The following is a 22,469-nucleotide window of genomic DNA, read 5'->3' on the forward strand; positions in this document are numbered from 1 at the left end:
CCGCGATGTCCGTCACCACCCCCGCCGTGGCTCCGCCGGAGCCGTCCCGCAGCCGCTGGGGGCTGTGGGCCCAGGCCGACTTCCGTCGGCTCTGGATCGGTGAGACCACCAGCGGTCTCGGTACGGCGGTCGGCAACGTGGCGCTGGCCCTGGTGGCCGTCGTCACCCTGCACGCCAGCCCGCTCGCGGTCGGCCTGCTGACCGCCTCGGCCTGGCTGCCCTGGCTCTTCCTCGGGCTGCCGGCCGGTGCCTGGGTGGACCGTTGGCGCAAGCTGCGGGTGATGCTGGTCTGCGACCTGCTGCTGCTCGTCCTGTTCGTCAGCGTGCCGGTGGCCGGCTGGCTCGGTGTGCTGACCATGGCCCAACTGGTGCTGGTGGCCCTGCTGACCGGCGGGGTGAAGGTGTTCTTCTCCACCGCGTACGGGGCGGTGCTCCCGTCGCTGGTGGCCAAGGAGGACGTGCTGGAGGCGAACGTCAAGCTGCGCTCCGGGGAGTCGGCGGTGGAGATCGCCGGGCCCGGTGCGGCCGGCCTGCTGTCGCAGGTCTTCGGTGCGACCAGCGGCCTGCTCGCCGACGCGGTGAGCTACCTCGTCTCGGCGGTCTGCGTGGCCCGGATCACCGTGGTGGAGCAGCCTCCGCCGCCGTCGCAGCGGCGGGGCATCCTGAAGGAGATCGGCGAGGGCGTGGGCTTCCTGGCCCGCGACCCGTACCTGCGGACGCTGGCCTGCTTCGGGGCGGTCGGCAACCTCGGGCTGAACGGCATCCAGGCCGTCCAGACGGTCTTCCTGGTGCGCAGCGTCGGCATCGGATCCGGCGAGGTGGGCCTGGTGTTCGCGGTGGTGAGCATCGGCGGGCTGGCCGGCGCGGCGGTGGCCGGGCGGCTGGCCGGGCGGCTGGGCAGCGCCCGCGGGCTGCTGCTGTGCGAGCTGGTGGTCGCGCCCTTCATCTTCCTGCTGCCGATGGCCGGCGACCAACTGCCGCTCGCGGTCAGCGCGCTCGCGTGGTCGGTGGCCGTCTGCGGCGTCGTGGCCGGGAACGTGCTGGCCGGCAGCTTCTACCAGTCCTACTGCCCGCCCGCGATGATCGGGCGGATCAGGGCCAGCGCCTCGACCGTCAACTACAGCGCGATCCCCCTCGGCGCCCTGCTCGGCGGCTGGCTCGGTGAGGTGCTGGGCCCGCGCACCACGATCTGGATCATGGCGGGCGTGCTGCTGTCCGCGGGCGCCGTGCTGCTGGCGAGCCCGTTGCGCGGAATGCGCGACTTCCCGTCGCGCCCCGAGCACGACGACCACCGCGCCCAGGACGCGCGGCCCGAGCCCGCCGCCTGATCCCGCCGCCTGACCCCGCACACCCCGCCCCGACCGCCCGAACCCTCACCCCGGAGCCCCCTGATGACCCGCACCGCCCGCCCGCGCCACTACCTGATGTGCCGTCCGACCCATTTCGAGGTCACCTACGCGATCAACCCGTGGATGGACCCGGCGAAGCCGGTCGACACCGGGCTCGCCGTGGCGCAGTGGGAGCGGCTGTACGCGCTCTACCAGGAGCTCGGCCACCGGGTCGACCTGATCGACCCGATCCAGGGCCTGCCCGACATGGTCTACGCCGCCAACGGCGCCACCGTGGTGGACGGCAAGGTGCTCGGCGCCCGCTTCCGCAACGCCGAACGGGCCGCCGAGGGCCCCGCCTACCTGGAGTGGTTCCGCGCCCGGGGCTTCGAGACGCGCGATCCGGAGCACGTCAACGAGGGCGAGGGGGACCTGCTGCTGACCGCGAGCTCCGTACTGGCCGGGCGGGGCTTCCGCAGCGTGGCCGACGGGCACGCGGAGGCTGAGGAGTTCTTCGGGCGCCCGGTGATCGGCCTGGAGCTGATCGACCCGCGCTACTACCACCTGGACACCGCGCTGGCCGTGCTGGACGGCGACGAGATCATGTACAACCCGGAGGCCTTCTCGGCCGGCAGCCGTGCCGTCCTGCGCCGGCTGTTCCCCGACGCCCTGCTGGTGGACGGCGCCGACGCGGCGGTGTTCGGCCTCAACGCGGTGAGCGACGGCCTGCACGTGGTGCTGCCGGAGGCGGCCGTCGGCCTGGCCGCGCGGCTGCGGGAGCGCGGCTTCCAGCCGATCGGGATGGACCTCAGCGAGCTGCTCAAGGGCGGTGGCAGCATCAAGTGCTGCACCCTGGAGATCCGCGCGGCGGCCTGAACGGCGGCCTCGACGGGTGGCAGTGATCACCGGTGCTCGGTTGTAGATCCGCCGTTGAACGCCCCCGGCCAGACTGGTGGCACACCACGACGGAAGCCCTTCCCCCAGGGAAGCGAGCCAAGGGAGCACCAGAGATGACGCAGCGTCCGGCCACCGCCCCCGTCCGCCTCCGCCTGTTCACGGTCGGTCTCGGGGTGGCCGTCGCCCTGGGTGCCGGTCTCTGCGCCACGACCGCCGTGGCGGAGACGGCCGGCACCGGGACGGCGACGGTGGTGAGCGGCGGCGCGACGCCGACGCCCACCCCCGCCCAGCCCAGCCCCACCGGCACCGTCCACGGCAGCACCGGCGACTGGAACAGCACCGGCTCCTGACCGCACGGGCTCCTGACCGCGACAAAAGAGCGGCAGGATCGATTCTTCAGCAGCTGGTCGTCAGCTCGTCAGCGGCCCGGCCCGCAGCTCGTCACCGGAGCGCCCGACGCCCCCCGGCCACCGCCCCGACGCCCATCCGGGACGGACGCAGCCGTAGCAGCCGCAGCCGTCGAAGCAGCCGTAGCGGCCGAAGGGTTCGAACCCTCCCCCCGGGGCAGCAGCCCCGCCACCTCCTCCGCCTCCGGCAGCCCCAGCCGCACGAAGATCCGGTGCGCCTCCCGCAGCCGGCCCCACGCCTCGGCCTCCCGCCCGAGGTCCGCCAGCGTCCGGCCCAGCACCACCAGCGCCTGGCCCTGGTCCCGCTCGGCCCCCAGCTCCTCGCACAGCGTCAGCGCCTGCCCGGCGTGCTCCAGCGCCTCGTCCGTCCGGCCCAGCGAGCGCAGACTGTCCGCCATCCGGTAGCGGGCGTGCGCCGCCCGGGCCCGCAGCCCGGCCGCCGAGGCCACCGCCAGGCACTCGCCGAACCAGGTGACGGCCTCCTCGTGCCGCCCCAGCCCGTGCAGTGCCAGCCCCAGCACGTACAGCGTGTACGCCCGGCCGGGATCGTCGTGCCGGGTCCGCAGCTCGGCCAGCGCCTCGTGGCAGATCGGCACGGCCTCGGCGGCCCGCCCGCTGCGCACCCGGGCCAGCGCGGCGTTCACCGTCGTCACCAGCGCCCCGGAGCGGTGGCCGAGTTCGCGCGCCAGCAGCAGCGCCTCGTCGTAGTGCCCGACGGCCTCGTCGTAGCGGCTGAGGAACTGGCAGACCAGGCCCAGGTCGTTCAGCGCCTGGCGCAGGATCACCGTGTCGCCCGCCGAGCGGGAGGCGGCCACCGCCAGCCGGGAGGCCGCCTCGGCCTCCTCCAGCCGGGTAGCGGCCAGGGCGACGTTGCCGCGGAGGAAGTGCGCCCGACCAGCTGCCCGGTGGTCGGTGTGGTGGTCCGCGGCGGCGGCCAGGGCCTCCGCCGTACTGGCGAGCTGGCGGCTGGGCGGGGCGAGGACGAACGGCGTGAGCGCGATCAGCAGGTCGATCGCGGCGCGCAGCGGGTCCGGTGCCGCGCCGTCGGCCGGGGCCGGCGCGGTGTCGTCCGCGACGGTCCAGCCCGCCACCTGGGCGGCGAGCGCGATCGCCCCGGAACCCTCCGCCTCGGCCCAGGCCCGGGCGCCGTCCGGGCCGCCGAGGTCCACGCCCGCGCTGCGGGCCGGCCCGAGCGCACCGGCGGCCGGATCTCCCGGGACGGCGTGCTGGAAGGCCGCGCACGCGGTGGCCAACAGGTGGTCCAGCAGTCGGTCACGGGCCTCCACGGCCGCGCCCGGGTGGTCCGGGCGCCGCCGGGCGAAGGCGCGCAGCAGGTCGTGGTAGCGGTAGCGGCCGGGGAACGGCGACTCCATCATCGCCACGTCCACCAGGGACTCCAGCAGGTCCTCGGCGTCGTACTCGTCCAGGTCCAGCAGGGCGGCCGCGGCGGGCAGCCCGATGTCCGGGCCGTCCACCGAGGCGGCCAACCGGAACGCCCGGGCCTGGGCGGGCGTCAACTGGCGGTAGCTCAGTTCGAAGGCGGCCTCCACCGCCAGGTCGCCGATGCGCAGCTCGTCGATCCGCCGCCGTTCGACCGCCAGCCGGCGGCCCAGCGTCTGGACCGTCCAGCTCGGCCGGGCCGCCAGCCGGGCCGCCACGATCCGCACCGCGAGCGGCAGGTGGCCGCAGACGAGCAGCAGCTCCCGGGCGGCCTCCGGTTCGGCGGCCAGCCGCTCGGCGCCGATCGTGCGGCCCAGCAGTTCGAGCGCCTCCGCCGGCTCGAACACGCCGAGGTCGGCCTGGACGGACGCGGGCAGGCCCGAGAGCCGGGTACGGCTGGTGGTGAGCACGGCGCAGCCGACCGCGCCCGGCAGCAAGGGCCTGATCTGCGCGGTGTCGTGGACGTTGTCGAGCACCAGCAGCAGCCGCCGGCCGTCGACCACCGAGCGGAACAGCGCCGAGCGGGCGTCCAGCCCGTCGGGCACCCCGTCGGCCGGCACGCCGAGCGCCACCAGGAAGCTGCTGAGCACCGCCTCCGGGTCGGCCGGGGTGGTGTCGGCGCCCCGCAGGTCGACGTAGAGCTGCCCGTCGGGGTAGGCGTCGCGGGCCCGGTGGGCGACGTGCAGGGCCAGCGCGGTCTTGCCGACCCCTCCCATGCCGACCACGGTCGCGATCACCAGCGCCTGCTGGTCCGGGGCGCCGAGGGCCGCGCCCAGCCGCTCGACCAGGACGGTTCGGCCGGTGAAGTCCGCCGCGTCGGGCGGCAGCTGGGCAGGTCGGGGCGACGCCGTGCCGGTGCCGGCGGGCGCGGCGGGCGCACCGGCCGCCGCGGGGCCGTCCGGCGGATCCTGCGCCTCGGGCCCGGGCCCGGCCGGCTTCACCGGGCCGGAGAGCGGCGCCGCGGCCGGCGCCGGGGCGGCGAGCGACAGGTCGCCCTCCAGGATCCGCCGGTGCAGCTGGTCCAGGTCGGCCCCGGGCTCCACCCCCAGCTCGTCCAGGAACAACTGACGCGCGTTCCGGTACACCGCCAGCGCGTCCGCCTGCCGCCCGGCCTGGTACAGCGCGCGCATCAGCAGCCCGTACGCCCGCTCGTGCAGCGGGTGCTCGGTGGTCAGCGCGGTCAGCTCCGGGATGCACCGGGAGAAGCGGCCCAGCGTCAGATCCAGGGCGATCCGTTCCTCCAACAGGGTCAGCCGGAGCTCCTGCAACCGCTGGCGCTGCCGCTGCGCGAACGGGCCGGGGATGCCGGCCAGCGGCTCGCCCTGCCACAGCTCCAGCGCCTGGTTCAGCAGGTCACGGGCCTGCTGCGGCTGTCCGGAGGCCGCCGTGCGCTCGGCCTGCGCCGCCAGTTCCTCGACCTGCGCCGCGTCCACCGAGTGCTTGGGCAGCACCAGTCGGTAGCCGTCCCCGACCGAGGTCAGCACGGTCGGCGCGTCCGGCTCGTCGCCGTGCAGGATCTTGCGCCACCGCCAGGCGTACGTCCGCACCGTCGTCACCGCGGTGCTCGGCGGCTCCTCACCCCACAGGGCGTCGATCAGGTCCGTGGCGCTCGCGCCGTGCCCCGGCCGGAGCAGCAGCACCGCCAGCATCGCCTGCTGCTGGGGACTGCCGACCTTCAGCGCGGTCGTGCCGCGCTGCGCTCTCATCAACCCCAGCACCGAGAACCGGAAATCACTCATTCGTGCACCTGCCCGCTTCATGTGCCCGCCCCCGCCCACGCACGCGTCTGCCCCCCGATTGATGAGTCCCTATCAACCCACGCCAGCCGGTGGGCTGTCGAGAGATCATCGACCCCGTAGTGATCCGGTGTTGATCGCCCACCGTCACAATCACTGGTGTGGCCCCAGCCGTCGGCCCGGTACGACCCGCCGGGCCCGCCACACCCCCCGGGTGCCGCCGCCCGGGCGACCACCACGTTTCTCGGAGGCCGACGCCAGTGAACACCGACCTGCTCTACCGGTTGCTCGACGTCGACCCGGTCGCCGGACCGGTCGAACTGCTCCACCGCGCCCGCGGCGCCCGCGACCTCCCCTACCTGGTGCTCGCCGCGCTCGTCCGGGAGGACGTCCGGATGGGCGAGCACGCCCGCGCCGAACTCCAGCGCGCCCGCGACCGGGCCGACTGTTACGCCCGGCTCGCCCGCGACCTCGCCGACGCCACCGGGGTGCGCCCGATCCGCGACCTCCCGCTGGCCGGCTACTACCCGTCCGACCTGCCCCGGCCGCTGGGCGAGCTCACCCTCGTCAGCCCCACCGAGGCCGCGCTCTGGCAGGCCGTCAGCAGACTCGTCACCCAACACCCGGTGGAGTCCGTGGAGGTCACCCTGCTCGGCGAGCGCCCCCGGCACACCTCCGTCACCCTGCGCTGGCCGGCCGAGGACCCGCTGCTCGACCCGTGGTACCAGGTCCGGCTCGGAACCGCCGCGCTCACCGGCGACCTCGCCACCGTCCCGGTCCGGCCCTACCTGGCGGCCGACGACCACGTCGAGTGCCTGATCGCCCTCGCGGAGGAGGGGCTCGGCCGCCCCTTCCGAGTGGGCGACGTGATCGACGTGGCCCGCCTGGCCCGGCAGTCCTACGAACCCGTCGAGACCGCCGCCGTGGTCGCCGCCTACCGGCTCGCCCCGGAGGCCGTCGCACTGCTCGACCTCGCCGCCGAACACGTGCCGCTGGGCTCCCTGGGGGGCGTGCGCACCGTCCTGGAAGCCGAGGTCGCCCCCGAACTCCGCCGCCGCGAAGCCCTCGCCCGCCCGCTCCACCCGCGGCACGGCACCCTGCTGCGCCGCACCGTCATCCGGCACCAGTGGGACGAGGCCCGCCTCCTCCCGGCCGGACCCGCCACCCTGCTGCTCACCCCGGTCGCCGACTTCCTCCTCGCCCCGGAGGGCGTCCGTCCGACGGCCCCCGCCCGCGCCGCCGCCCTCACCGCCCTGCGAGCCTGGGACACCACCGCCCCCGACACCCCGGACGGCACCCCCCGCGCCCGCCTCCCGGAGTCCAGACACGGCTGAACACGACCGATCCCCGGGCCGCCCCCTCCGACGACGGGTCAGCTCCTCGGGACGAGGGTGTTCTCGCTGCGCCGGCCGGCGGCGTAGTCGTCGATATTGCGGGTGGTGGCGTCGATGATCTGGCCGACGGCGGTGTGGGTGAAGTAGGCCTGGTGGCTGGTGACGAGGACCTGGGGGAAGGTGACGAGGCGGGCGAGGACGTCGTCGGTGATGCCCTCGATCGAGCGGTCGGTGAAGAAGACGCCGGTCTCCTCCTCGTAGACGTCGAGGCCGACGCCGGAGAGGCGGCCGGCGCGCAGGGTCTCGACGAGGGCGGCGCTGTCGATGAGGCCGCCGCGGCTGGAGTTGACGAGGATCGCGTCGTCCTTCATGCGGGCGAGGGCGGCGGCGTCGATGAGGTGGTGGGTGGCGGGCAGCAGGGGCACGTGGAGGCTCACCAGGTCGGCGCGGGAGAGCAGTTCGGGCAGTTCGGTGTAGTGCATGCCGAGGTCGAGGCAGGCCGGGTTCTGGGCGATGTCCCAGCCGAGGAGTTCGGTGCCGAAGCCGGCGGCGATGCGGGTGAAGCATTCGCCGATCTTGCCGGTGCCGATGACGCCGATGGTCATGCCGTGGATGTCGCGGCCGAGGAGGCCGTCGAGGCGGAAGTCGAACTCGCGGGAGCGGCTGGCGGCGCGGGTGAGGCGGCGGTTGACGGCCAGGGCCAGGGCCCAAGCGTGTTCGGCTACCGAGTATGGGCTGTAGGAGGAGACCCGGGCGACGGTGAGGCCGAGGTCGGCGGCGGCGTCGAGGTCGATGTTGTTGAAGCCGGTGGAGCGTTGGGCGATGAGTTCGGTGCCGCCGGCGGCGAGGACGGTGAGGGTCTCGGCGTCGAGGACGGCGTTGACGCTGCTGCTGACGGCCGGGTAGCCGGCGGCGAGCGGGGCGGTGTCGCGGTTGAGGAACATGCTCAGGCAGCGCAGCCCGTGCCGGCCGGCGAAGGCCTGTTCCAGCAGCGGCCGTTCGTCGGCCTGCACCCCGTACGCGAGGATCTCCATCGGTTGCCCTTCCGTCAGTGGTCCGCTCCACCGGTCACGCTAGCGGGGCCGTCGCGGGGGCGCCCGTCGGACGCGCGAGGGCCCGGACCGGTAGCGGTCCGGGCCCTCGGCGGGGCGGGAGAGGTCAGATGACCGTCTCCGCCTCCAGGTAGCGCTCCTGCGGGACGGTCTTCAGCTCGGCGACAGCCTCGGCGATCGGCACCAGGTTGATGTCGGTGCCCTGCAGCGCGGTGATGTGCCCGAACGCGCCCTTGTGGACGGCCTCGACGGCGTGCCAGCCGAAGCGGGTGGCGAGCACCCGGTCGTACGCGGTCGGGGTGCCGCCGCGCTGGGTGTGGCCGAGGATCACCGGGCGGGCCTCCTTGCCGAGCCGGTGCTCCAGCTCGCGGGAGAGCTGGGTGGCGATGCCGGTGAACCGCTCGTGGCCGTAGATGTCCTTGGTGCCCTCTTCCCAGTGCATGGTGCCGGGCTCGGGCTTGGCGCCCTCGGCGCAGACCACGATGGCGAACTTCTTCTGCCGGTCGAAGCGTTCGCGGACGACGGCGGTCAGCTTGTCGATGTGGAACGGCCGCTCCGGGACGACGATGGCGTGCGCGCCGGCCGCCATGCCCGCGTTGAGCGCGATCCAGCCGGTGTGCCGGCCCATGACCTCGACGACCATGACCCGCTGGTGGGATTCGGCGGTGGTCTTCAGCCGGTCCAGCGCCTCGGTGGCGACCGAGACGGCGGTGTCGAAGCCGAAGGTGACGTCGGTGGAGGCGATGTCGTTGTCGATGGTCTTCGGGACCCCGACCACCGGCAGTCCGGCGTCGCTCATCAGCTTGGCGGCCTTGAGGGTGCCCTCGCCGCCGATCGGGATCACCGCGTCGATGCCGAGGTCGGCGCACAGTCGCTTGGCGCGCTCGACGCCGTCGCGCAGGTGGCTGGGCTGGACCCGGGACGAGCCGAGGATCGTGCCGCCCTGGGCCAGGATGCCGCTCACCGAGTCGAGGGTGAGCGGCCGGTGGACGCCCTCCAGGAGACCGCGCCAGCCGTCCTGGAAACCGATGATCTCGTCGCCGTGGTCGACCACCCCCCGGTGGACCACGGAACGGATCACCGCGTTCAGGCCGGGGCAGTCACCGCCGCTGGTCAGCACTCCGATACGCATTAGCTTTGCAACTCCCGAGCAGAACCGAGGAACGGCCGGACTACAGGCTGGGACGACGAGCCGTCACCGTAGCGGGGCGCTCCCACGCCGGAGTGGCGGGGAGGTGGCCGCGGGGTGAAGGACCGGCCGATCCGGACAGAACGCCCGAAAACGGCCGCGAAGTCGAGCATACGGCCCCTGGTCCGGCCGGGCAGGAGCCGACGCGGGAGCGGCGCCGTCGGCGCCCCCGCGCGGAAGTGCAGCCTGCTGCCGAGGAGGGTGTGCAGTAGGCAGCCCCATTGTGGTACGTCCGGGGCCGCCCCTGAACCGGGTGACCGCATCGCGGGCACCCGGGCTTCGGGGCGGGCGGACGTACTACGCGGGGCGCGTCGTGGCGGCGATGCGCTCGGCGCGCAGCGCGTCGTACCAGGTGGTGTCCGCCGGCGGCAGGGCGTTGACGTCCAGTGCCAGCTTGATCAGCATGTCGGCCACGGCGGGGTTGCGGGCCAGCACCGGGCCGTGCAGGTAGGTGCCGAACACGGTGTCCCGCCAGGCGCCCTCGGTGCCGTCGCCGGTGCCGTTGCCCCGGCCCGCGACCACGGTGGCCAGCGGCTGGACGCCCTGGCCGAGGTGGGTGACGCCCTGGTGGTTCTCGAAGCCGGTCAGCTGCGGCAGGCCGAGGCGCGGGTCGACGTCGGCGAGGACGTCGCCGACGCAGCGGGCGCCGTCGCCGCGGGTGGTCCAGACGTCGAGCAGGCCGAGGCCCGGCTCGCGCTCGCCGAGGTCGTTGACGAACTCGTGGCCCATGATCTGGAAGCCCGCGCAGACGCCGAAGATGATCGCGCCGTTCTCGGAGGCCCGGATCAGGCCGGTGTCGTTGCGCAGCCGCTCGGCGGCGAGCCGCTGCGGACGGTCCTCGCCGCCGCCGATCAGGTAGATGTCGCCGCTGGTGGGGACCGCCTGGTCGGAGCGGACGTCGATCCGGGTCACGTTGAGATGGCGCTGGCGGGCCCGGCGCTCCACGACCAGGGCGTTGCCGCGGTCGCCGTAGGTGCTGAGCAGGTCCGGGTAGACCCAGACCACGCGCAGGCTGCTCTCACTCATCCTCGAAGGCCTTCCGTCACGATCAGATGGGGCTGCAGGCGCGGCATCAGCCGGCCACGACCTTCCGCAGCTGCTGGAAGGCGGTGTAGTTGGCGATGGCCTCGATCCGGCCGGGCGGGGCCATCCGGACGGCCTGCTCCAGCGTGTCCACCACGTGGAACTGCAGTCCGGCGACCTCCAGGCGGACGGCCAGGTCCAGCTTGCGCTGCCCCATCACGAACACCGGGTGCCCGGCGAGGCGCTCGTAGTCGACGTCCCACAGCCAGGAGGTGTCCGTGCCGTCGGCGTCGAGCGCGTTGACGGAGAGGATCACCGGTGCGGGCGGGCCGTCGATCAGCGAGAAGGTCTCCAGCCAGCCGGCCGGGTTCTTGGCCAGCAGCAGCCGGATGTCCCGGCCCTGGTACTGGACCACGTCGTAGCGGCCGGCGACGGCCGTGACCGAGCGCATCCGCTCCAGCGCGACCTGCGGGGAGACGCCGAACACGGCGGCGACGGCGGCCGAACTGGTGGCGTTGGCCAGGTTGGCCCGGCCGGGCAGCTGGAGCTGGATCGGCCAGGCGCCGCGCTGCGGGTCGATCACGTGGGTGCCCTGGAGCGCCCAGTGCGGGTTGGGGCGCCGGAAGCCGCACTCCTGGCAGAACCAGTCGTCGCCGGGGCGCTGCATCACACCGCCGCAGGCGGGGCAGGACCAGGCGTCCTCCTTCCAGGCCTGCCCGGCGGCCACCCAGACCACCTTCTTGCAGGACGAGGCGGCCCAGGTCACCAGCGGGTCGTCCGCGTTGGCGATGACCACGGCCTCGGTGTCCTGGAGGCCCTCGCGCCACTTCTCGGCCATCATCCGGGTCTCGGCGGCGCGGTCGAGCTGGTCGCGGGAGAGGTTGAGCAGGGCGATCGCCTTGGGGCGGGTGTCGCGGGCGACGCCCGCCAGGTACTTCTCGTCGACCTCGATCACGCCGAAGCGGGCGTCCGAGCCGCCGGCCAGGGCGGAGGTGATGCCGGCCGGCATGTTGGCGCCCAGGGCGTTGGAGACCACCGGGCCGGCGGCGCGCAGCGCCTCGGCGATCAGGCGGGTCGTGGTGGTCTTGCCGTTGGTGGCGCTGACCAGGACGACGTCGAGGTGGTCGGCGAGGGTGGCGAGCAGGTCGGGGTCGAGCCTCAGGGCGACCTTGCCGCCGATCACCGAGCCGCTTCCGCGTCCGGCCTTGCGGGACACGGCGGCAGCGACCCGACCGGCCGTGACCGCGATCTTGGCGCGGGCCGGCAGCGAGGCGTCGCGTGCGCCTGTGGGCTCCGATTCGGTGCCTGCCATGCTCAGTGGTTCCTCCTTGCTGCGGCACCACCCGGGTCCGGATTAACGGGCCGTCGGGCGGCGGGGACGGGGCCAGCCTACCGACTCCGCCGCCCGGCTCGACGATCCGGACCCCGGACAGCCTGCTGTGACGCGGCCGGAGGCGCCGCCCGGGGCGCCCTGACGGCTCGTCGGGGAAGACGGTGTACGGAGGGGGCCTTCGCCGCTTGGGACGCTCTCCGGGCCCTCGGGGTTCCCGGGTGAGGATGTGGTGAAGAAAAGATCAGCGGCCCGGGCGGGCGCAGGAGACCGGCTCGTCCGCGGCCAGCGTGGCGGTGATCACCAGGGTGCCGTCCTCGGCCCGGAAGTCCAGCGGCGCGGCCAGCCGGCGCATCGCGGCGATCAGCCCGGTGTTGGCGGCGTGGGTCACCGCGTACACCGTCGTGACACCGGCAGCCCTGGCCGCCGCCGACAGCTGCCGCAGCAGGGCCGGACCGAGTCCGCGCCGCTGCCACGCGTCCTCGACCAGCACCGCCAGCTCCGCCTCGTCGTCGTCCCACATCAGGTGCCCGAGGGCGACGATCCGCCCGTCGGCGGCCGTCGCGGCGAGGCTGTGGCCGTGCCGGGCGTCCAGCAGGTGGTCCAGGTAGCGGCCGGCGTCGCGGACGGGCCCGTGGTAGCGCAGCCGCAGCGAGGCGGGGGAGCAGCGGAGGTGCATCGCCAGGGCCGCGGCCCGGTCGGCCGGTCCGGCGGGGCGCAGCGTCAGTGCCGTCCCGTCCGCCAGCGTCAACCGGGACGGCGCCTCCCGGTCCGGCTCCGTCACGGCTCGCGGCCGGTCGACCGGGGGGTGCGGACGGGCGGGCCGCAACGGGCCCCCGGTGAGCGCGGGCAGCCGGGCGGCCTGGCCCTCGGGCGCCGCGCACCTGCGGTCGGACCTGCGGAATGGCCGGTGCCAGAGCCGTTCGGGGCGAGTGCGTGATGCCGTCATGCCGCCGACGCTACCGACGCCGCGCTTCCGGCCGGTTACGTGATCGTGAACGCAGGAATGACCTGGACGGTTCCGGAGCGTGACCGTGTTCGGGGGGCTCGGCCGGGCTCGGGCACCTGGGCGGCCGACCGGTCCGGGGCGATCGCCCGGCCCTGGCCGGAGAGTTGACCTGGACACGCTCACGGATGGCGCAGAATCCGGGAACGGGCGAGCCCCTTCGGATAGGGATGGCTCGGCTTTTCGCCGATCCCACCTCCCCCGAAGGGGCTCACATGTCCTTCCCGTCGTCCTTCCCGAAGAAGTCCGCCCTCGTGCGGCGGTCCGTACTGGGCGCGGCGTGCTGCGCACTGCTGCTGGCCGCGCCGATCGCCCTCGCCCAGCCGGCGGCCGCCGCCGACGGTCCCAAGACGCCCCAGGAGGCCGCCGCCTGCAAGGCTGTCGTCTCCACGCTGCTCGGCGGCTTCGGGTCGATGCTCGCGAACTCGGCGTGCGTCGTCCAGCCGAGCGACAGCTGAGCAGCGGCCGGGCGACGGCCGAGTGACGGCTGAGCGACCCGGCGGGCCGGGGCCGCCCGAGGGACCGCCTCAGGCCCCGGCCACCGCTGCCACCTGGTCGGCCGGGTCGCACGGCTGCGGTCGGGGGGTCAGGGGTGCGACGGGTCGTCGGGGAGGGTGAGGGTGGCGAGGGCGCCGCCGTCGGGGTGGTTGGTGAAGGTGAGGTCGGCGCCGATGACCCGGGCGTGGCCGGTGGCGATGGTGAGGCCGAGGCCGTGGCCGCGCCCGCGTTCGGGGGCGTTGGTGCGGAAGCGCTGGGGGCCGCGGGCGAGGAGGTCGTCGGGGTAGCCGGGGCCGTGGTCGCGGACGGTGATCCGATGGCCGTCGACGTGCAGCCGGATCGGCGCGGTGCCGTGCCGGTGGGCGTTGATCAGCAGGTTGCCGAGGATGCGGTCGAGGCGGCGCAGGTCGGTGCGGACCTGGCGGTCGGCGGCGACGTCCACGTCCACGTCGACCTCCAGGCCGGTGAGCGTGACGGTGCGGCGCACCGCTCGCTCCAGCGGTACGGGGGCGAAGTCCGGGATCTCGGCGTCGGCGTCGAGGCGGGAGACCTCCAGCAGGTCCTCGACCAGCGAGCGCAGGGCCTGCACCCGGTTCTGGACGAGCTGGGTGGGGCGGCCGGGCGGGAGCAGTTCGGCCGCGGTGACCAGGCCGGTGAGCGGGGTGCGCAGTTCGTGGGCGACGTCCGCCGTGAAGCGCTGCTCGTCCTCCAGCCGCTGGTGCAGGGTGCGGGACATCAGGTCGACGGCGGCGGCGAGGTCGGCGACCTCGTCCTTCCCGTCGACGAGCTCGCCGATCCGGGTGTCCGTCCGGCCGGCGGCGATGCCCCGGGCGGCCGTCGCCGCGGTGCGCAGCCGGCGGCTGATCCGGTCGGCGACCAGGACGCCGGCCAGCACGGTGGTGAAGACGGCGGCGACGACGGTGATCAGGATGATCCGGTCGAGGTCGGCGATCGCCTGCCGGTCCTGGGTGAAGTCCACCCGGACGGAGAGCACCCCGGTCTGGACCGGTCGGGCCGCCCACATCGACTCGCCCTGCGGACCGCCGGCGAGCAGCGAGCCCTCGCGGCCGTCGGCCGCGAGCGTCCGCAGCCCCTCGGGCAGCGCCGGGTCGTCCAGGGCGAACCGGTCGGTGACCTCGCCGCGCTTGTAGGTGTCCACGGCCGAGCCGAGCGCGGCGAGCGCGGCGGCGCGGGCCTGGTCCACGTGCTGACGGATCATCGCCTGGTGGACGAGCAGGCCGACGGCCACCGCCACCAGGACGGCGATGGCGGCGACGGCGGTGGCGATCTGACGGCGCAGGGTCATGCCGGACGCCGCAGCTTGTAGCCGAACCCGCGGACGGTCTCGATCCGGCCGGAGCCGATCTTGGCGCGCAGCCGCTGCACGTGGACGTCCACCACCCGGGTGTCGGCGCCCCAGTCGTAGTCCCAGACGCGTTCCAGCAGGGTGGAGCGCTCCAGCACGATGCCGGGCGCGGCGGTGAACTCCAGCAGCAGCCGCAGCTCGGTGGGGGTGAGCGGGACGAGGCGGCCGTCGACGCGCACCTCCATGCTGTCGGTGTCCACCTGCATGCCGTCGAAGCTGCGCAGCGCGGGGGAGGGGGCGTCCGCGGGCACGGCGGTGGCGGTGGCGGCGGTTGGCGCTGTGACGGGGACGGCGGGGTCCACCGGCTCCCCGGGCGGCGCGGGTTCGACCGGGACCACCCGCACCCGGCGCAGCACGGTGCGGATCCGGGCGACCAGCACGGCGCTCTCGAAGGGCTTGACGACGTAGTCGTCCGCCCCGGCCTCCAGGCCGGACACCACGTCGACCGGGTCGGTGCGGGCCGACATCATCAGGATCGGCAGCTGGCTCTCCTCCCGGATCCGGCGGCAGAGGCCGACCCCGTCGAGGAGCGGCAGCATGACGTCCAGCAGGAGGAGGTCGGGGCGCACGGCGTGGAAGGCCTCCAGGCCCTCCAGGCCGTCGGCGGCCGTGGTGACCGGGAAGCCGTAACGCTCCAGGGCCATCCGGGTGGCCTCCCGGATCACCTCGTCGTCCTCGACGAGCAGGATGTGCGGGTGGGCGGGCGCGGCTGCGGGGTTCATGGCTTCGCTTCCGAGGGAGCCGAGGGCGGGCGGATGGGGACCGGGACGGCCGTCCTCGGGGAGGAGACGCCCGCGCCGGCGCCCGGGCTGGGCGCGGAGGGCTTCGGCTGGAAGGGTGAGCCGCCGACACCGTTCGGGGCGACGGCGGGGCCGGCGGAGGGCGTGCTGGTGGGCGTCTGGGTGTTGCCGTTCGCGGCTCCGCCGGCCGGGCCGGCGATCGGGCCGGTGTCCTCGACCTTCCGCTCCAGCAGGCCGAGCCGGACGCCGTCCCACTGGTAGTGGCTGCTGGTCCGGACGAACGCGCCGGTCGGCTCGTAGAGCCACAGGTCGGATCCGACGGTCGCGGCGCTGAACCCCTTCAGCACCTCGACCTGGAGGATGGGCAGCAGCCGGTCGTCGGCCAGCAGGTAGACGTGCAGGACGACGGGCCCGGGGGTGGCGACGGCGACGACCAGTTCGTCCCGCCCGTCGCCGGTGAGGTCACGGAACTCGGGGCTGCGGACGTCGCAGGCGGGGCAGGAGTCCAGGGCGCGCCGCTCCTCCGGGCCCACCGTGGAGTCCTTGGCGAGGACGGTGCGGACGTCGACCGTCCTGATGTCGTGCCCGGGCACGGTCACGTCCGGGACGGGTTGCGGCGCGGCCTGCGTGGCGGCCCCGGCGCCGGTGGCCGGAGGGCGCGGCGGCGGAGAGGCCGCCAGGCCGGGCCAGAGCGGCTGGGCCACCAGCGGCGGTGCCACCGGCTGGGTGGAGCCGTGGTCCTGGAGCCCGCCGGGGGTGGCACGGCCGAGGGCCAGGGCCGCGAGCGTCACGAGGACGGCCAGGGCGGCGAAGGCCGCCACCGGCACGGCGACGGGCCGGCGGCGGGGTGGGGATGCTGCTGCCACGGTCGGTGCTCGTCCTCCTGGTCTGCGGCGATGCGCCGGTTCGTCCCCGCACCGGCCTCGGTGGTAGGTCGCGTGGACGGCGGTCGGTGGTTCCCGTCCCGCCGTCCCGGCCGTCGGATCGTTTCGGCTGTCGAACCGGCGCGGCGGCCGGGACGGCGGGACAGCGCGGCGGCTTCAGCCGGTCGCGCCGCCCGGACCGGCCAGGTCCGCCAGGACGATGATGTTGTCCGTCCAGTGCCCGTCCGAGCCGATCCGCCCGCCGCAGGTGATGAGCCTGAGAGCGGGTTCGGGAGTGTCACCGTAGACCGCTTCGGTCGGGAAGCGGTCCTTGGCGGCCTGAAGCAGCGAGCGGACCTTGAAGTCCACGGTGCTGCCGTCCGCGCGCCGCACCTGGATCAGGTCGCCCGGCCGCAGCTTCGGCACGCCGTGGAAGACCGCCGGGCCGTGCGCGGTGTCGTAGTGCCCGATGAGGACGGCGGGGCCGGCCTCCCCGGGCGTCGGCCCGTTGCGGTACCAGCCGACCTCGCCGGCGCGGTCGGCGGCCGGCACCTCGACCGTCCCGTCGGGGTTCAGCCCGAGGTCGGTCACCGGGGCGTCCACCCCGGCGGCCGGGACCAGCAGCCGGGTCGGCGCCGAAGCGGCGAACGGCTTCGGCGCACCGGCCGGGCTCCCGGCGCTCCCGGCCGTCCCGGTGGTTCCGGGGCCTCCCGAGGGCGCGGCCGCCGGGTTGTCGGTACTGCCGTGCACCGAGGGCTCGACCCGCACCACCGGGGTCTGCTGGCCGGACAACGCCACGGTGGTGCCCAGTACCAGGCAGGCCAGGCCCGCCGCACCGAACGCCGTCCGGCGCAGTGTGCCCGGGCCGGGGGAGGCCTTGCGGCGCCGCCGGCTGCGGCCACCGCGCGGGAGGCCGTGGCGGGCCGGCCCGTCGGCGCCGGGCGTGCTGTCGGGCTGCCCGCCGCCCGCCGGGGCCCCGGTACCCACCGGGCCCCCGGCGCCGCCTCCCCGCCCGGTCAAGGGCGGGGGAACGGCGCCGGGGTGCCCGGCGGACTCGGGGCCGGTGTCAGCCGCGCGCACCGGAGCGGCGGCGCAGCATCGCGAAGCCCAGCGCACCGGCGCCGACGGCCGCGACGGCCCCGCCGCCGGCCAGCATCAGGCCGTTGCTGTCGGTCTCGCCGGATCCGTCGCCGGCCTGGGCCGCGCCCTTGGGCACCTCACGGACCTGGGCCGTGCCGTCACTGGAGACCGCGGCGCCACCGGCGGAGGGCTTCGCGCTGGGCGTGGCAGTGGCGGTCTTGGCCGCGACCGACGGGGCGGCCGGGGCGGGCTGGCCCTGGCTGGGCGTCGCGGTGGGGGCGGCCGACACGCCGGCACCCGCAGCAGGCGCGGCGGACGGGGTCCCGTCGGCGAAGGCCTGACCGCCGGTGACGACGGTCAGCAGCGCGCCGCCGGTCAGGGCGCAGACGGCCAGCACGCGGCGGGCGGGGGAGCGGTGGGTACGGCTCCTGCTCATACGGTGTTCTCCTTCGTCATGGACGCCTCCCGGCCGGGGTGGCCGGTGCGTCGTCCATGACGGTAGGAGGGCCGTGTCGCGGTCCCCGGCCGGTCGTGTCACGGCCGCCCATCGGCTGCGTAACGAACCCCGGGGCCCGTTGCGGCCGGGTGGCGGCGCCGCCGGAGGGTTGGGGGCGCGCCGGCTGACGCCGCGTCGGGTCGTGGGGGTAACCCCCTCCCGGCCCGGGGGACCGCTCCATGGCCCGGGGCCGGGGGCCCGGCCACACTGGCTGCGGTTCGAACAGCGTGGCGGTAGGCCCCGGTTCAAGGGGTGGTGGGCGCCGGGAGCAGAGCGCCGGCCGACCGCGCGCCGCCGCACCGTGCACGTGATGCCGTCCCACCTCCAGCCGATCGGGGTCACCGATGACCAGTACCTCCGCCCGCGCCGCGACCGCCCCAGCCCCCGCCCCGACGAGCAGGAGGGGAGGGCGCGTCCGCTGGACCGTCGTCCTGCTGACCTCGCTCGCGATCGTCGGGTACGCCGTGGGGACGTACGCCCAGGCCGGCCTGCCCATCACCGCGTCGAAGGGCGGCGTGTCCGCCACCTACGCCGAGCGCCCGATGGCCGTCCAAGTCACCTTCTACGTCCACATCGTGACGGCCGCGCTCGCGCTGCTGGTCGGCCCGTTCCAGTTCTCCACCGCGCTGCGCCGGCGATCCCCCGCCGTCCACCGCTGGACCGGCCGCGTCTACGTCGTCGGGGTCGCGGTGGGGTCCCTGGCCGCGTTCGTCATGGCGTTCTTCAACTCCGCCGCCTTCAACGGTTTCTTCGGCTTCGGCGGGCTCGCCCTGCTCTGGGCCTGGACCACCTGGCGCGGCTACCGCGCCGCCCGCGACCGCGACCTGCCGGGCCACCGCGCCTGGATGATCCGCAGCTTCGCCCTCACCTACGCCGCCGTCACCCTCCGGTCCTGGCTCGGCGTCCTCATCCTCCTCCAGACGCTCACCGCCCAGGGGGCCGTCGACGGCGAGCGCTTCTTCGACAACGCCTACGCCGCCCTCCCGTTCCTCAGCTGGCTGCCCAACCTGATAGTCGCCGAATTCCTCATCCGCCGCCGGGGCCTGCCCGCCTACCGTCTCACTCCGGCCGGCCCGCGGTCCTGAGCCGGACGCGGCGGGCGGGCTCGCGGGAGGGGCGTCAAACCCCCTCCTGCGGACCGGTGTCGGGGAGCCCGCCGCGTCGCGTGGTCGCGCCGGCCGCAGTCAGCCGATGCGGGTGGGGGTGTCGAGGAGGGGGTGGCCGGTGGTGGCGAGGAGGGTGGTGAGGTCGGTGGGGGTGAGGGTGTGGGGGGCGCGGAGGTAGAGCTCGTCGACGGTGGTGCCGGGGAGGGGGTGGGGCTGGCGGGAGAGGACGGCGACGTGCTGGTCGGCCAGGGCGGTGTGGACACGGGCCAGGCCGTCGGGGGTGCTGCGGGCGGCGGTGCGGACGCGCCACAGGGCGGTCGGGGGCGCGGGGGAGTGGGGGTGGTGGCGCTGGGACCACCAGGTGTGGAAGAGGGCGGTGGCGAGGAGGGCGAGGGCGGCGGCGGCGAGGACCACCGGGCCGTCGGGGCCGCGGACGACGATCTTGGCGACCAGGTCGGCCGCGGTGACCGAGACGAAGACGGCGGCGAGTTCGACGCTGTCGCGGCGCCAGCGGTGGGTGCCGGCGCCGCGTCGTCGGGCCCGGGGGAGGGTGGGCGTCGGCTGCATGGTCGGGTGCTCCGTGTGCTCCGTCTGCTCCATGACAGCACCCTGCCCGACGGGTGTTTCCTGTCCACGAACCCGCCGTGACCTGGTGGTTAAGGCCGCCGGGCCCGCGTTACGGTCGCAGGTCCGCGGCCGCCGCCTTGACATCGGCGAGCAGGAGCTCCAGGTCGGCCTCGGTGGTGGCGGCGTTGAGCAGGCAGGCCCGGAGCATCTCGCGGTCGCCGAGACGGGCCCCGGTGACGAAGACCCGGCCGCGCCGCTGGACGGCGGCGGGGAGTTCGCGGTTGAGGGCGTCGACGGCGGCCTCGTCGTGCCCGGGGGTGCGGTGGCGGAACGCGACGATGGAGGTCTGGACCTCGGCCAGTAGCTCCAACTCCCCGTCGGCCTGGATCAGTTCGCCGAGGCGGCGGGCGAGGGTGGTGCAGCGGGCGATGTCCCGGGCGATGCCGTCGCGGCCCTTGTGGGCGATGGTGGCCCAGACCTTGAGCGCGCGGAACGGGCGGGTCTGCTCGGTGCCGTACTCGGAGAACCAGCCGAGCGCGCCGGCCGCCTCGTCGCGCAGGTAGGAGGGGACGAGGCTGAAGGTGGCGCGCAGTTCCTCGGTGTCGCGCACCAGCGCGCAGCCGCAGTCCACGGGCACGCCCAGCCACTTGTGCGGGTCGAGGGCGAGGGAGTCGGCGCGCTCCAGGCCGGCGTAGCGGTGGGCGATGGCCGGGTCGAGCCGGCCGAAGGCCCCGTACGCGCCGTCGACGTGCAGCCACAGGCGCTGCTCGGCGCAGAGGTCGGCGATCGGGCCGAAGTCGTCGACGGCGCCGGTGCCGACGGTGCCGGCGGAGGCGACGACCAGGAAGGGCAGCAGCCCGGCGGCCCGGTCGCGTTCGACGGCGGCCCGCAGTTCGGCGGGGTCGAGGCGGCCGTCCGGCCCGGTGGCGACGGTGCGTAGGTGCCGGCTGCCGAGGCCGAGGAGTTCGGCGGCCTTGCGGACGCAGGAGTGGGTCTCGCCGGTGACGTAGCCGACCAGCGGCGGCAGGCCGGCCAGACCGTCCTCGCGGACGTCCCAGCCGGCCCGGCGGGCGGCGCGGTTGCGGGCGGCGGCCAGGCACACGATGGTGGCCATCGAGGTGCCGGAGGTGAGCAGGCCGCCGCCGGCCGGGTGCGGGAAGCCGACGAGTTCGGCGATCCAGCGGACCACGGCGCGTTCCAGGTGGACGTCGGCGTGGTCGCCGCCGGCCGAGCTGGGGTTCATGGCGGAGGCGGCGAGGGTGGCGAGGACTCCGGCGGGGGCGGGGGCGGAGTTGACCCAGCCGAAGAAGCGGGGGTGGCCGTTGCCCATCGGGTGGGGGAGGACGTCCTGCCCGATGGCGGCGAGGAGGTCGGCGAGCGGGCGGCCGTCGGCGGGCAGCGGGGCGTCGAGCAGGGCCCGGCGGGCGGTGTCGTCCATCGGCTGCCAGACCGGTCGCCCGGGCAGTTCGGCGAGGTAGTCGCAGACGAGGTCGGCGGCGGTGTGCGCGGCGGCGCGGAAGTCCTCGGTGGTCATGGTGGCGGCTCTCCAGGGGCGGGGGAGGCGCGGCGTCCTCGGCGCACCCTGATCGTCCGGTCCGGTGGACCGGTCGGCCGATCCTACGGAAAGGGCCCGCGCCGTGCGGCGCGGGCCCTCCAGGTGAGACGGGGCGGTCGGTCCCGGCGGGGCGGGCGAGGTCAGTCGAGCGAGCCGGACAGGCCGCTGGCGGAGCGGCAGTAGCCCTGCATCTCCCTGTCGGTGATCTTGGCGCAGAGCCGGCCGGCCGCGCCGTCGTCGGTGTAGTTCACCGTGTAGTAGCTGACCAGGCCCTCGGCGCAGGCCTTGCGCTGCCAGCCGTCGGCGGCGGTGCCGCACTGCTGGGCGGCCCAGTCCTCGCGGTCGAGGTTGTACTTCATCGTCCGCGAGCCGACGCCGCGGCTGCAGTCGGTCGCCCCGCCGCTGGACTTGCCGTTGAGGCACCACTTGAGGGCGTCGGCGTAGACCTCGGGGTGGTTCGGGTAGTCGTGCGAGGAGAGGTAGAAGGTCGGGGCGTAGAAGAAGCACGCGGACTGGAACAGGGCCGGCTGGTCCTTGCACGGGTACAGCGGGTCCTGGGCGAGCTTGTCGGCGGGCAGGTTCGCCTTGGCCTTCTCGTCCTCCTCGTCCGGGCCGAAGAGCTGCATGAACAGCCCTTCGGAACAGCGGATCTTGTTCTGGTCGCCGGGGAACTTGCTGCACAGCTCGCGCGCCTTGGGGACGTCCTGCTTGGCGACGAACATGGTGCCGTGGCCGACGCCGTGGATGCACGGGCCGGTGTTCTTGGGCGCGCAGAGCTTGAGCAGGTCCACCTCGGGCTGGGTGGAGGCGTTGAGCATCTCCTCGACCGCGCCGTGCAGGTAGCCGGCCGCGCAGGTCTCGTGCGGGAAGGAGATGACCTTCTGGAAGTCGGCGTTGAAGCGCTTGACCGCCGCGTGGCCGAGCTCGTGCGCGATCGGGTGGCAGAAGCGCACGGTGTACGGCTTCTCCTTGGTGATCTTGTCGAGGTCGGCGAGCGCGACGCCGGGGTCGGTGGCGTCCATCTCGGCCATCAGCTTGTTGCGCAGTGTCGAGCGGGTCCACACCGCCGGGTCGCCGGTCGGGGTGGCGCTCGCGGCCGCCGGTGCGACGCCGGGCGCGGCGGCGCCGGTGCCCGCGGTGGGGGCCGGGGCCGCTGCCGCGGTGGCGGTCGCGGGCGACCAGTCGGTGACGGCCACCGACCCGAGGCCCAGGACGCCCAGGAGCAGGGCGGTGAGAATCGCGAATACCCGCGGTTGCATGAGGTGATCCCCCGGCGGATCGAGGTGGACGGTTCGCTCCCATCCTGACGGCACGCCGGCGGGAATCCGCGTTATCGCCCGCCATTCGGGAGGTGTCGGCGACGCTACCGCACCGTCCGACGCCCGGGCGCGGCGGGTTGGTTCCGGATGATCACCGGGATTCGTCACCCGGATCAATCACCCGAACGGCGCAACGG

At 74.9% G+C, this 22,469-nt stretch carries 20 protein-coding genes; 6 read left to right on the forward strand and 14 right to left on the reverse strand.

Annotation, left to right across the window (positions count from 1 at the left end; genetic code table 11):
- Positions 1-5 precede the first annotated feature (5 nt).
- From ACIQVZ_RS20660 to ACIQVZ_RS20670, 3 genes are all read left to right on the forward strand, one after another.
- The gene (locus ACIQVZ_RS20660; RefSeq protein ID WP_350886695.1) at positions 6-1,328 is read left to right on the forward strand and encodes an MFS transporter; all 1,323 of its coding nucleotides are present in this window, start codon (positions 6-8) and stop codon (positions 1,326-1,328) included.
- 63 nt (positions 1,329-1,391) lie between these two features.
- Positions 1,392-2,204, forward strand: a complete 813-nt coding sequence (ddaH, locus tag ACIQVZ_RS20665) for a dimethylargininase (RefSeq protein WP_402451842.1) — start codon at positions 1,392-1,394, stop codon at positions 2,202-2,204.
- Positions 2,205-2,338: 134 nt separating this feature from the next.
- A complete protein-coding gene (locus ACIQVZ_RS20670) occupies positions 2,339-2,575 on the forward strand; it encodes a hypothetical protein (RefSeq protein ID WP_402451844.1) in 237 nt (78 codons plus the stop codon).
- Between the two features lie 68 nt (positions 2,576-2,643).
- Here ACIQVZ_RS20670 and ACIQVZ_RS20675 read toward each other — a convergent pair whose 3' ends face one another.
- Positions 2,644-5,811, reverse strand: coding sequence for an AfsR/SARP family transcriptional regulator (locus tag ACIQVZ_RS20675; protein WP_402451846.1), 3,168 nt, complete (start codon positions 5,809-5,811; stop codon positions 2,644-2,646).
- 257 nt (positions 5,812-6,068) lie between these two features.
- Between ACIQVZ_RS20675 and ACIQVZ_RS20680 the strand changes: the two genes are divergently transcribed.
- Positions 6,069-7,142, forward strand: coding sequence for a hypothetical protein (locus ACIQVZ_RS20680; RefSeq protein ID WP_402451848.1), 1,074 nt, complete (start codon positions 6,069-6,071; stop codon positions 7,140-7,142).
- A gap of 38 nt (positions 7,143-7,180) precedes the next feature.
- Here the strand turns inward: ACIQVZ_RS20680 and ACIQVZ_RS20685 are convergent, their stop codons facing one another.
- The 5 genes from ACIQVZ_RS20685 to ACIQVZ_RS20705 form a co-directional block, all read right to left on the reverse strand.
- Complete coding sequence (locus tag ACIQVZ_RS20685) at positions 7,181-8,176, reverse strand: 2-hydroxyacid dehydrogenase (protein ID WP_402451851.1); 996 nt, start codon at positions 8,174-8,176, stop codon at positions 7,181-7,183.
- Positions 8,177-8,300: 124 nt separating this feature from the next.
- Positions 8,301-9,326 (reverse strand): 6-phosphofructokinase, encoded by a 1,026-nt coding sequence (locus ACIQVZ_RS20690; protein WP_350886672.1) that lies wholly within the window; start codon positions 9,324-9,326, stop codon positions 8,301-8,303.
- 354 nt (positions 9,327-9,680) lie between these two features.
- On the reverse strand, positions 9,681-10,409 hold the full coding sequence (locus ACIQVZ_RS20695; protein WP_350886669.1) for a glutamine amidotransferase: 729 nt from the start codon (positions 10,407-10,409) through the stop codon (positions 9,681-9,683).
- A gap of 46 nt (positions 10,410-10,455) precedes the next feature.
- Entirely contained in the window at positions 10,456-11,718 is a 1,263-nt protein-coding gene (locus tag ACIQVZ_RS20700; RefSeq protein WP_350886666.1) for a MurT ligase domain-containing protein, read from the reverse strand.
- 262 nt (positions 11,719-11,980) lie between these two features.
- Complete coding sequence (locus ACIQVZ_RS20705) at positions 11,981-12,685, reverse strand: GNAT family N-acetyltransferase (protein ID WP_402451855.1); 705 nt, start codon at positions 12,683-12,685, stop codon at positions 11,981-11,983.
- A 272-nt stretch (positions 12,686-12,957) separates the two neighbouring features.
- Between ACIQVZ_RS20705 and ACIQVZ_RS20710 the strand changes: the two genes are divergently transcribed.
- Positions 12,958-13,200 carry a hypothetical protein gene (locus tag ACIQVZ_RS20710; protein WP_402451857.1) on the forward strand — a complete coding sequence of 81 codons (243 nt, stop codon included), beginning with the start codon at positions 12,958-12,960 and terminating at the stop codon, positions 13,198-13,200.
- A 128-nt stretch (positions 13,201-13,328) separates the two neighbouring features.
- Here the strand turns inward: ACIQVZ_RS20710 and ACIQVZ_RS20715 are convergent, their stop codons facing one another.
- From ACIQVZ_RS20715 to ACIQVZ_RS20735, 5 genes are all read right to left on the reverse strand, one after another.
- Positions 13,329-14,546, reverse strand: coding sequence for a sensor histidine kinase (locus ACIQVZ_RS20715; RefSeq protein WP_402451858.1), 1,218 nt, complete (start codon positions 14,544-14,546; stop codon positions 13,329-13,331).
- Positions 14,543-15,328: a response regulator gene (locus tag ACIQVZ_RS20720; protein WP_402451860.1), complete on the reverse strand. Its 786-nt coding sequence runs from the start codon at positions 15,326-15,328 to the stop codon at positions 14,543-14,545. The genes ACIQVZ_RS20715 and ACIQVZ_RS20720 overlap by 4 nt, the downstream gene beginning before the upstream one ends.
- Entirely contained in the window at positions 15,325-16,212 is an 888-nt protein-coding gene (locus tag ACIQVZ_RS20725) for a hypothetical protein (protein ID WP_350886655.1), read from the reverse strand. Before ACIQVZ_RS20725 ends, ACIQVZ_RS20720 begins: the two co-directional genes overlap by 4 nt.
- A 174-nt stretch (positions 16,213-16,386) precedes the next feature.
- The gene (locus tag ACIQVZ_RS20730; protein ID WP_402451862.1) at positions 16,387-17,196 is read right to left on the reverse strand and encodes a class F sortase; all 810 of its coding nucleotides are present in this window, start codon (positions 17,194-17,196) and stop codon (positions 16,387-16,389) included.
- 79 nt (positions 17,197-17,275) lie between these two features.
- Entirely contained in the window at positions 17,276-17,725 is a 450-nt protein-coding gene (locus ACIQVZ_RS20735; protein ID WP_350886649.1) for a sortase-dependent protein, read from the reverse strand.
- Between the two features lie 404 nt (positions 17,726-18,129).
- On the opposite strand from ACIQVZ_RS20735, the gene ACIQVZ_RS20740 reads away from it, so the two are divergent.
- The gene (locus ACIQVZ_RS20740; RefSeq protein WP_402451864.1) at positions 18,130-18,870 is read left to right on the forward strand and encodes a DUF2306 domain-containing protein; all 741 of its coding nucleotides are present in this window, start codon (positions 18,130-18,132) and stop codon (positions 18,868-18,870) included.
- Positions 18,871-18,969: 99 nt separating this feature from the next.
- Here ACIQVZ_RS20740 and ACIQVZ_RS20745 read toward each other — a convergent pair whose 3' ends face one another.
- The 3 genes from ACIQVZ_RS20745 to ACIQVZ_RS20755 form a co-directional block, all read right to left on the reverse strand.
- A complete protein-coding gene (locus ACIQVZ_RS20745) occupies positions 18,970-19,491 on the reverse strand; it encodes a hypothetical protein (protein WP_350886643.1) in 522 nt (173 codons plus the stop codon).
- A gap of 76 nt (positions 19,492-19,567) precedes the next feature.
- Positions 19,568-20,992, reverse strand: coding sequence for a pyridoxal phosphate-dependent decarboxylase family protein (locus tag ACIQVZ_RS20750; RefSeq protein ID WP_402451868.1), 1,425 nt, complete (start codon positions 20,990-20,992; stop codon positions 19,568-19,570).
- A 161-nt stretch (positions 20,993-21,153) separates the two neighbouring features.
- Entirely contained in the window at positions 21,154-22,272 is a 1,119-nt protein-coding gene (locus tag ACIQVZ_RS20755; protein WP_402451870.1) for a hypothetical protein, read from the reverse strand.
- Between the last annotated feature and the right edge of the window lie 197 nt (positions 22,273-22,469).

Source organism: Kitasatospora sp. NPDC098663 (assembly GCF_044760075.1).
Lineage (GTDB): Bacteria > Actinomycetota > Actinomycetes > Streptomycetales > Streptomycetaceae > Kitasatospora.

Coding starts and splice junctions, on each gene's coding strand:
- ACIQVZ_RS20740 (WP_402451864.1), top strand. CDS start 18,130: ATGACCAGTACCTCCGCCCGCGCCGCGACCGCCCCAGCCCCCGCCCCG.
- ACIQVZ_RS20750 (WP_402451868.1), bottom strand. CDS start 20,992: ATGACCACCGAGGACTTCCGCGCCGCCGCGCACACCGCCGCCGACCTC.
- ACIQVZ_RS20755 (WP_402451870.1), bottom strand. CDS start 22,272: ATGCAACCGCGGGTATTCGCGATTCTCACCGCCCTGCTCCTGGGCGTC.
- ACIQVZ_RS20715 (WP_402451858.1), bottom strand. CDS start 14,546: ATGACCCTGCGCCGTCAGATCGCCACCGCCGTCGCCGCCATCGCCGTC.
- ACIQVZ_RS20675 (WP_402451846.1), bottom strand. CDS start 5,811: ATGAGTGATTTCCGGTTCTCGGTGCTGGGGTTGATGAGAGCGCAGCGC.
- ACIQVZ_RS20705 (WP_402451855.1), bottom strand. CDS start 12,685: ATGACGGCATCACGCACTCGCCCCGAACGGCTCTGGCACCGGCCATTC.
- ACIQVZ_RS20710 (WP_402451857.1), top strand. CDS start 12,958: ATGTCCTTCCCGTCGTCCTTCCCGAAGAAGTCCGCCCTCGTGCGGCGG.
- ACIQVZ_RS20685 (WP_402451851.1), bottom strand. CDS start 8,176: ATGGAGATCCTCGCGTACGGGGTGCAGGCCGACGAACGGCCGCTGCTG.
- ACIQVZ_RS20660 (WP_350886695.1), top strand. CDS start 6: ATGTCCGTCACCACCCCCGCCGTGGCTCCGCCGGAGCCGTCCCGCAGC.
- ACIQVZ_RS20690 (WP_350886672.1), bottom strand. CDS start 9,326: ATGCGTATCGGAGTGCTGACCAGCGGCGGTGACTGCCCCGGCCTGAAC.
- ddaH (WP_402451842.1), top strand. CDS start 1,392: ATGACCCGCACCGCCCGCCCGCGCCACTACCTGATGTGCCGTCCGACC.
- ACIQVZ_RS20735 (WP_350886649.1), bottom strand. CDS start 17,725: ATGAGCAGGAGCCGTACCCACCGCTCCCCCGCCCGCCGCGTGCTGGCC.
- ACIQVZ_RS20700 (WP_350886666.1), bottom strand. CDS start 11,718: ATGGCAGGCACCGAATCGGAGCCCACAGGCGCACGCGACGCCTCGCTG.
- ACIQVZ_RS20720 (WP_402451860.1), bottom strand. CDS start 15,328: ATGAACCCCGCAGCCGCGCCCGCCCACCCGCACATCCTGCTCGTCGAG.
- ACIQVZ_RS20745 (WP_350886643.1), bottom strand. CDS start 19,491: ATGGAGCAGACGGAGCACACGGAGCACCCGACCATGCAGCCGACGCCC.
- ACIQVZ_RS20695 (WP_350886669.1), bottom strand. CDS start 10,409: ATGAGTGAGAGCAGCCTGCGCGTGGTCTGGGTCTACCCGGACCTGCTC.
- ACIQVZ_RS20670 (WP_402451844.1), top strand. CDS start 2,339: ATGACGCAGCGTCCGGCCACCGCCCCCGTCCGCCTCCGCCTGTTCACG.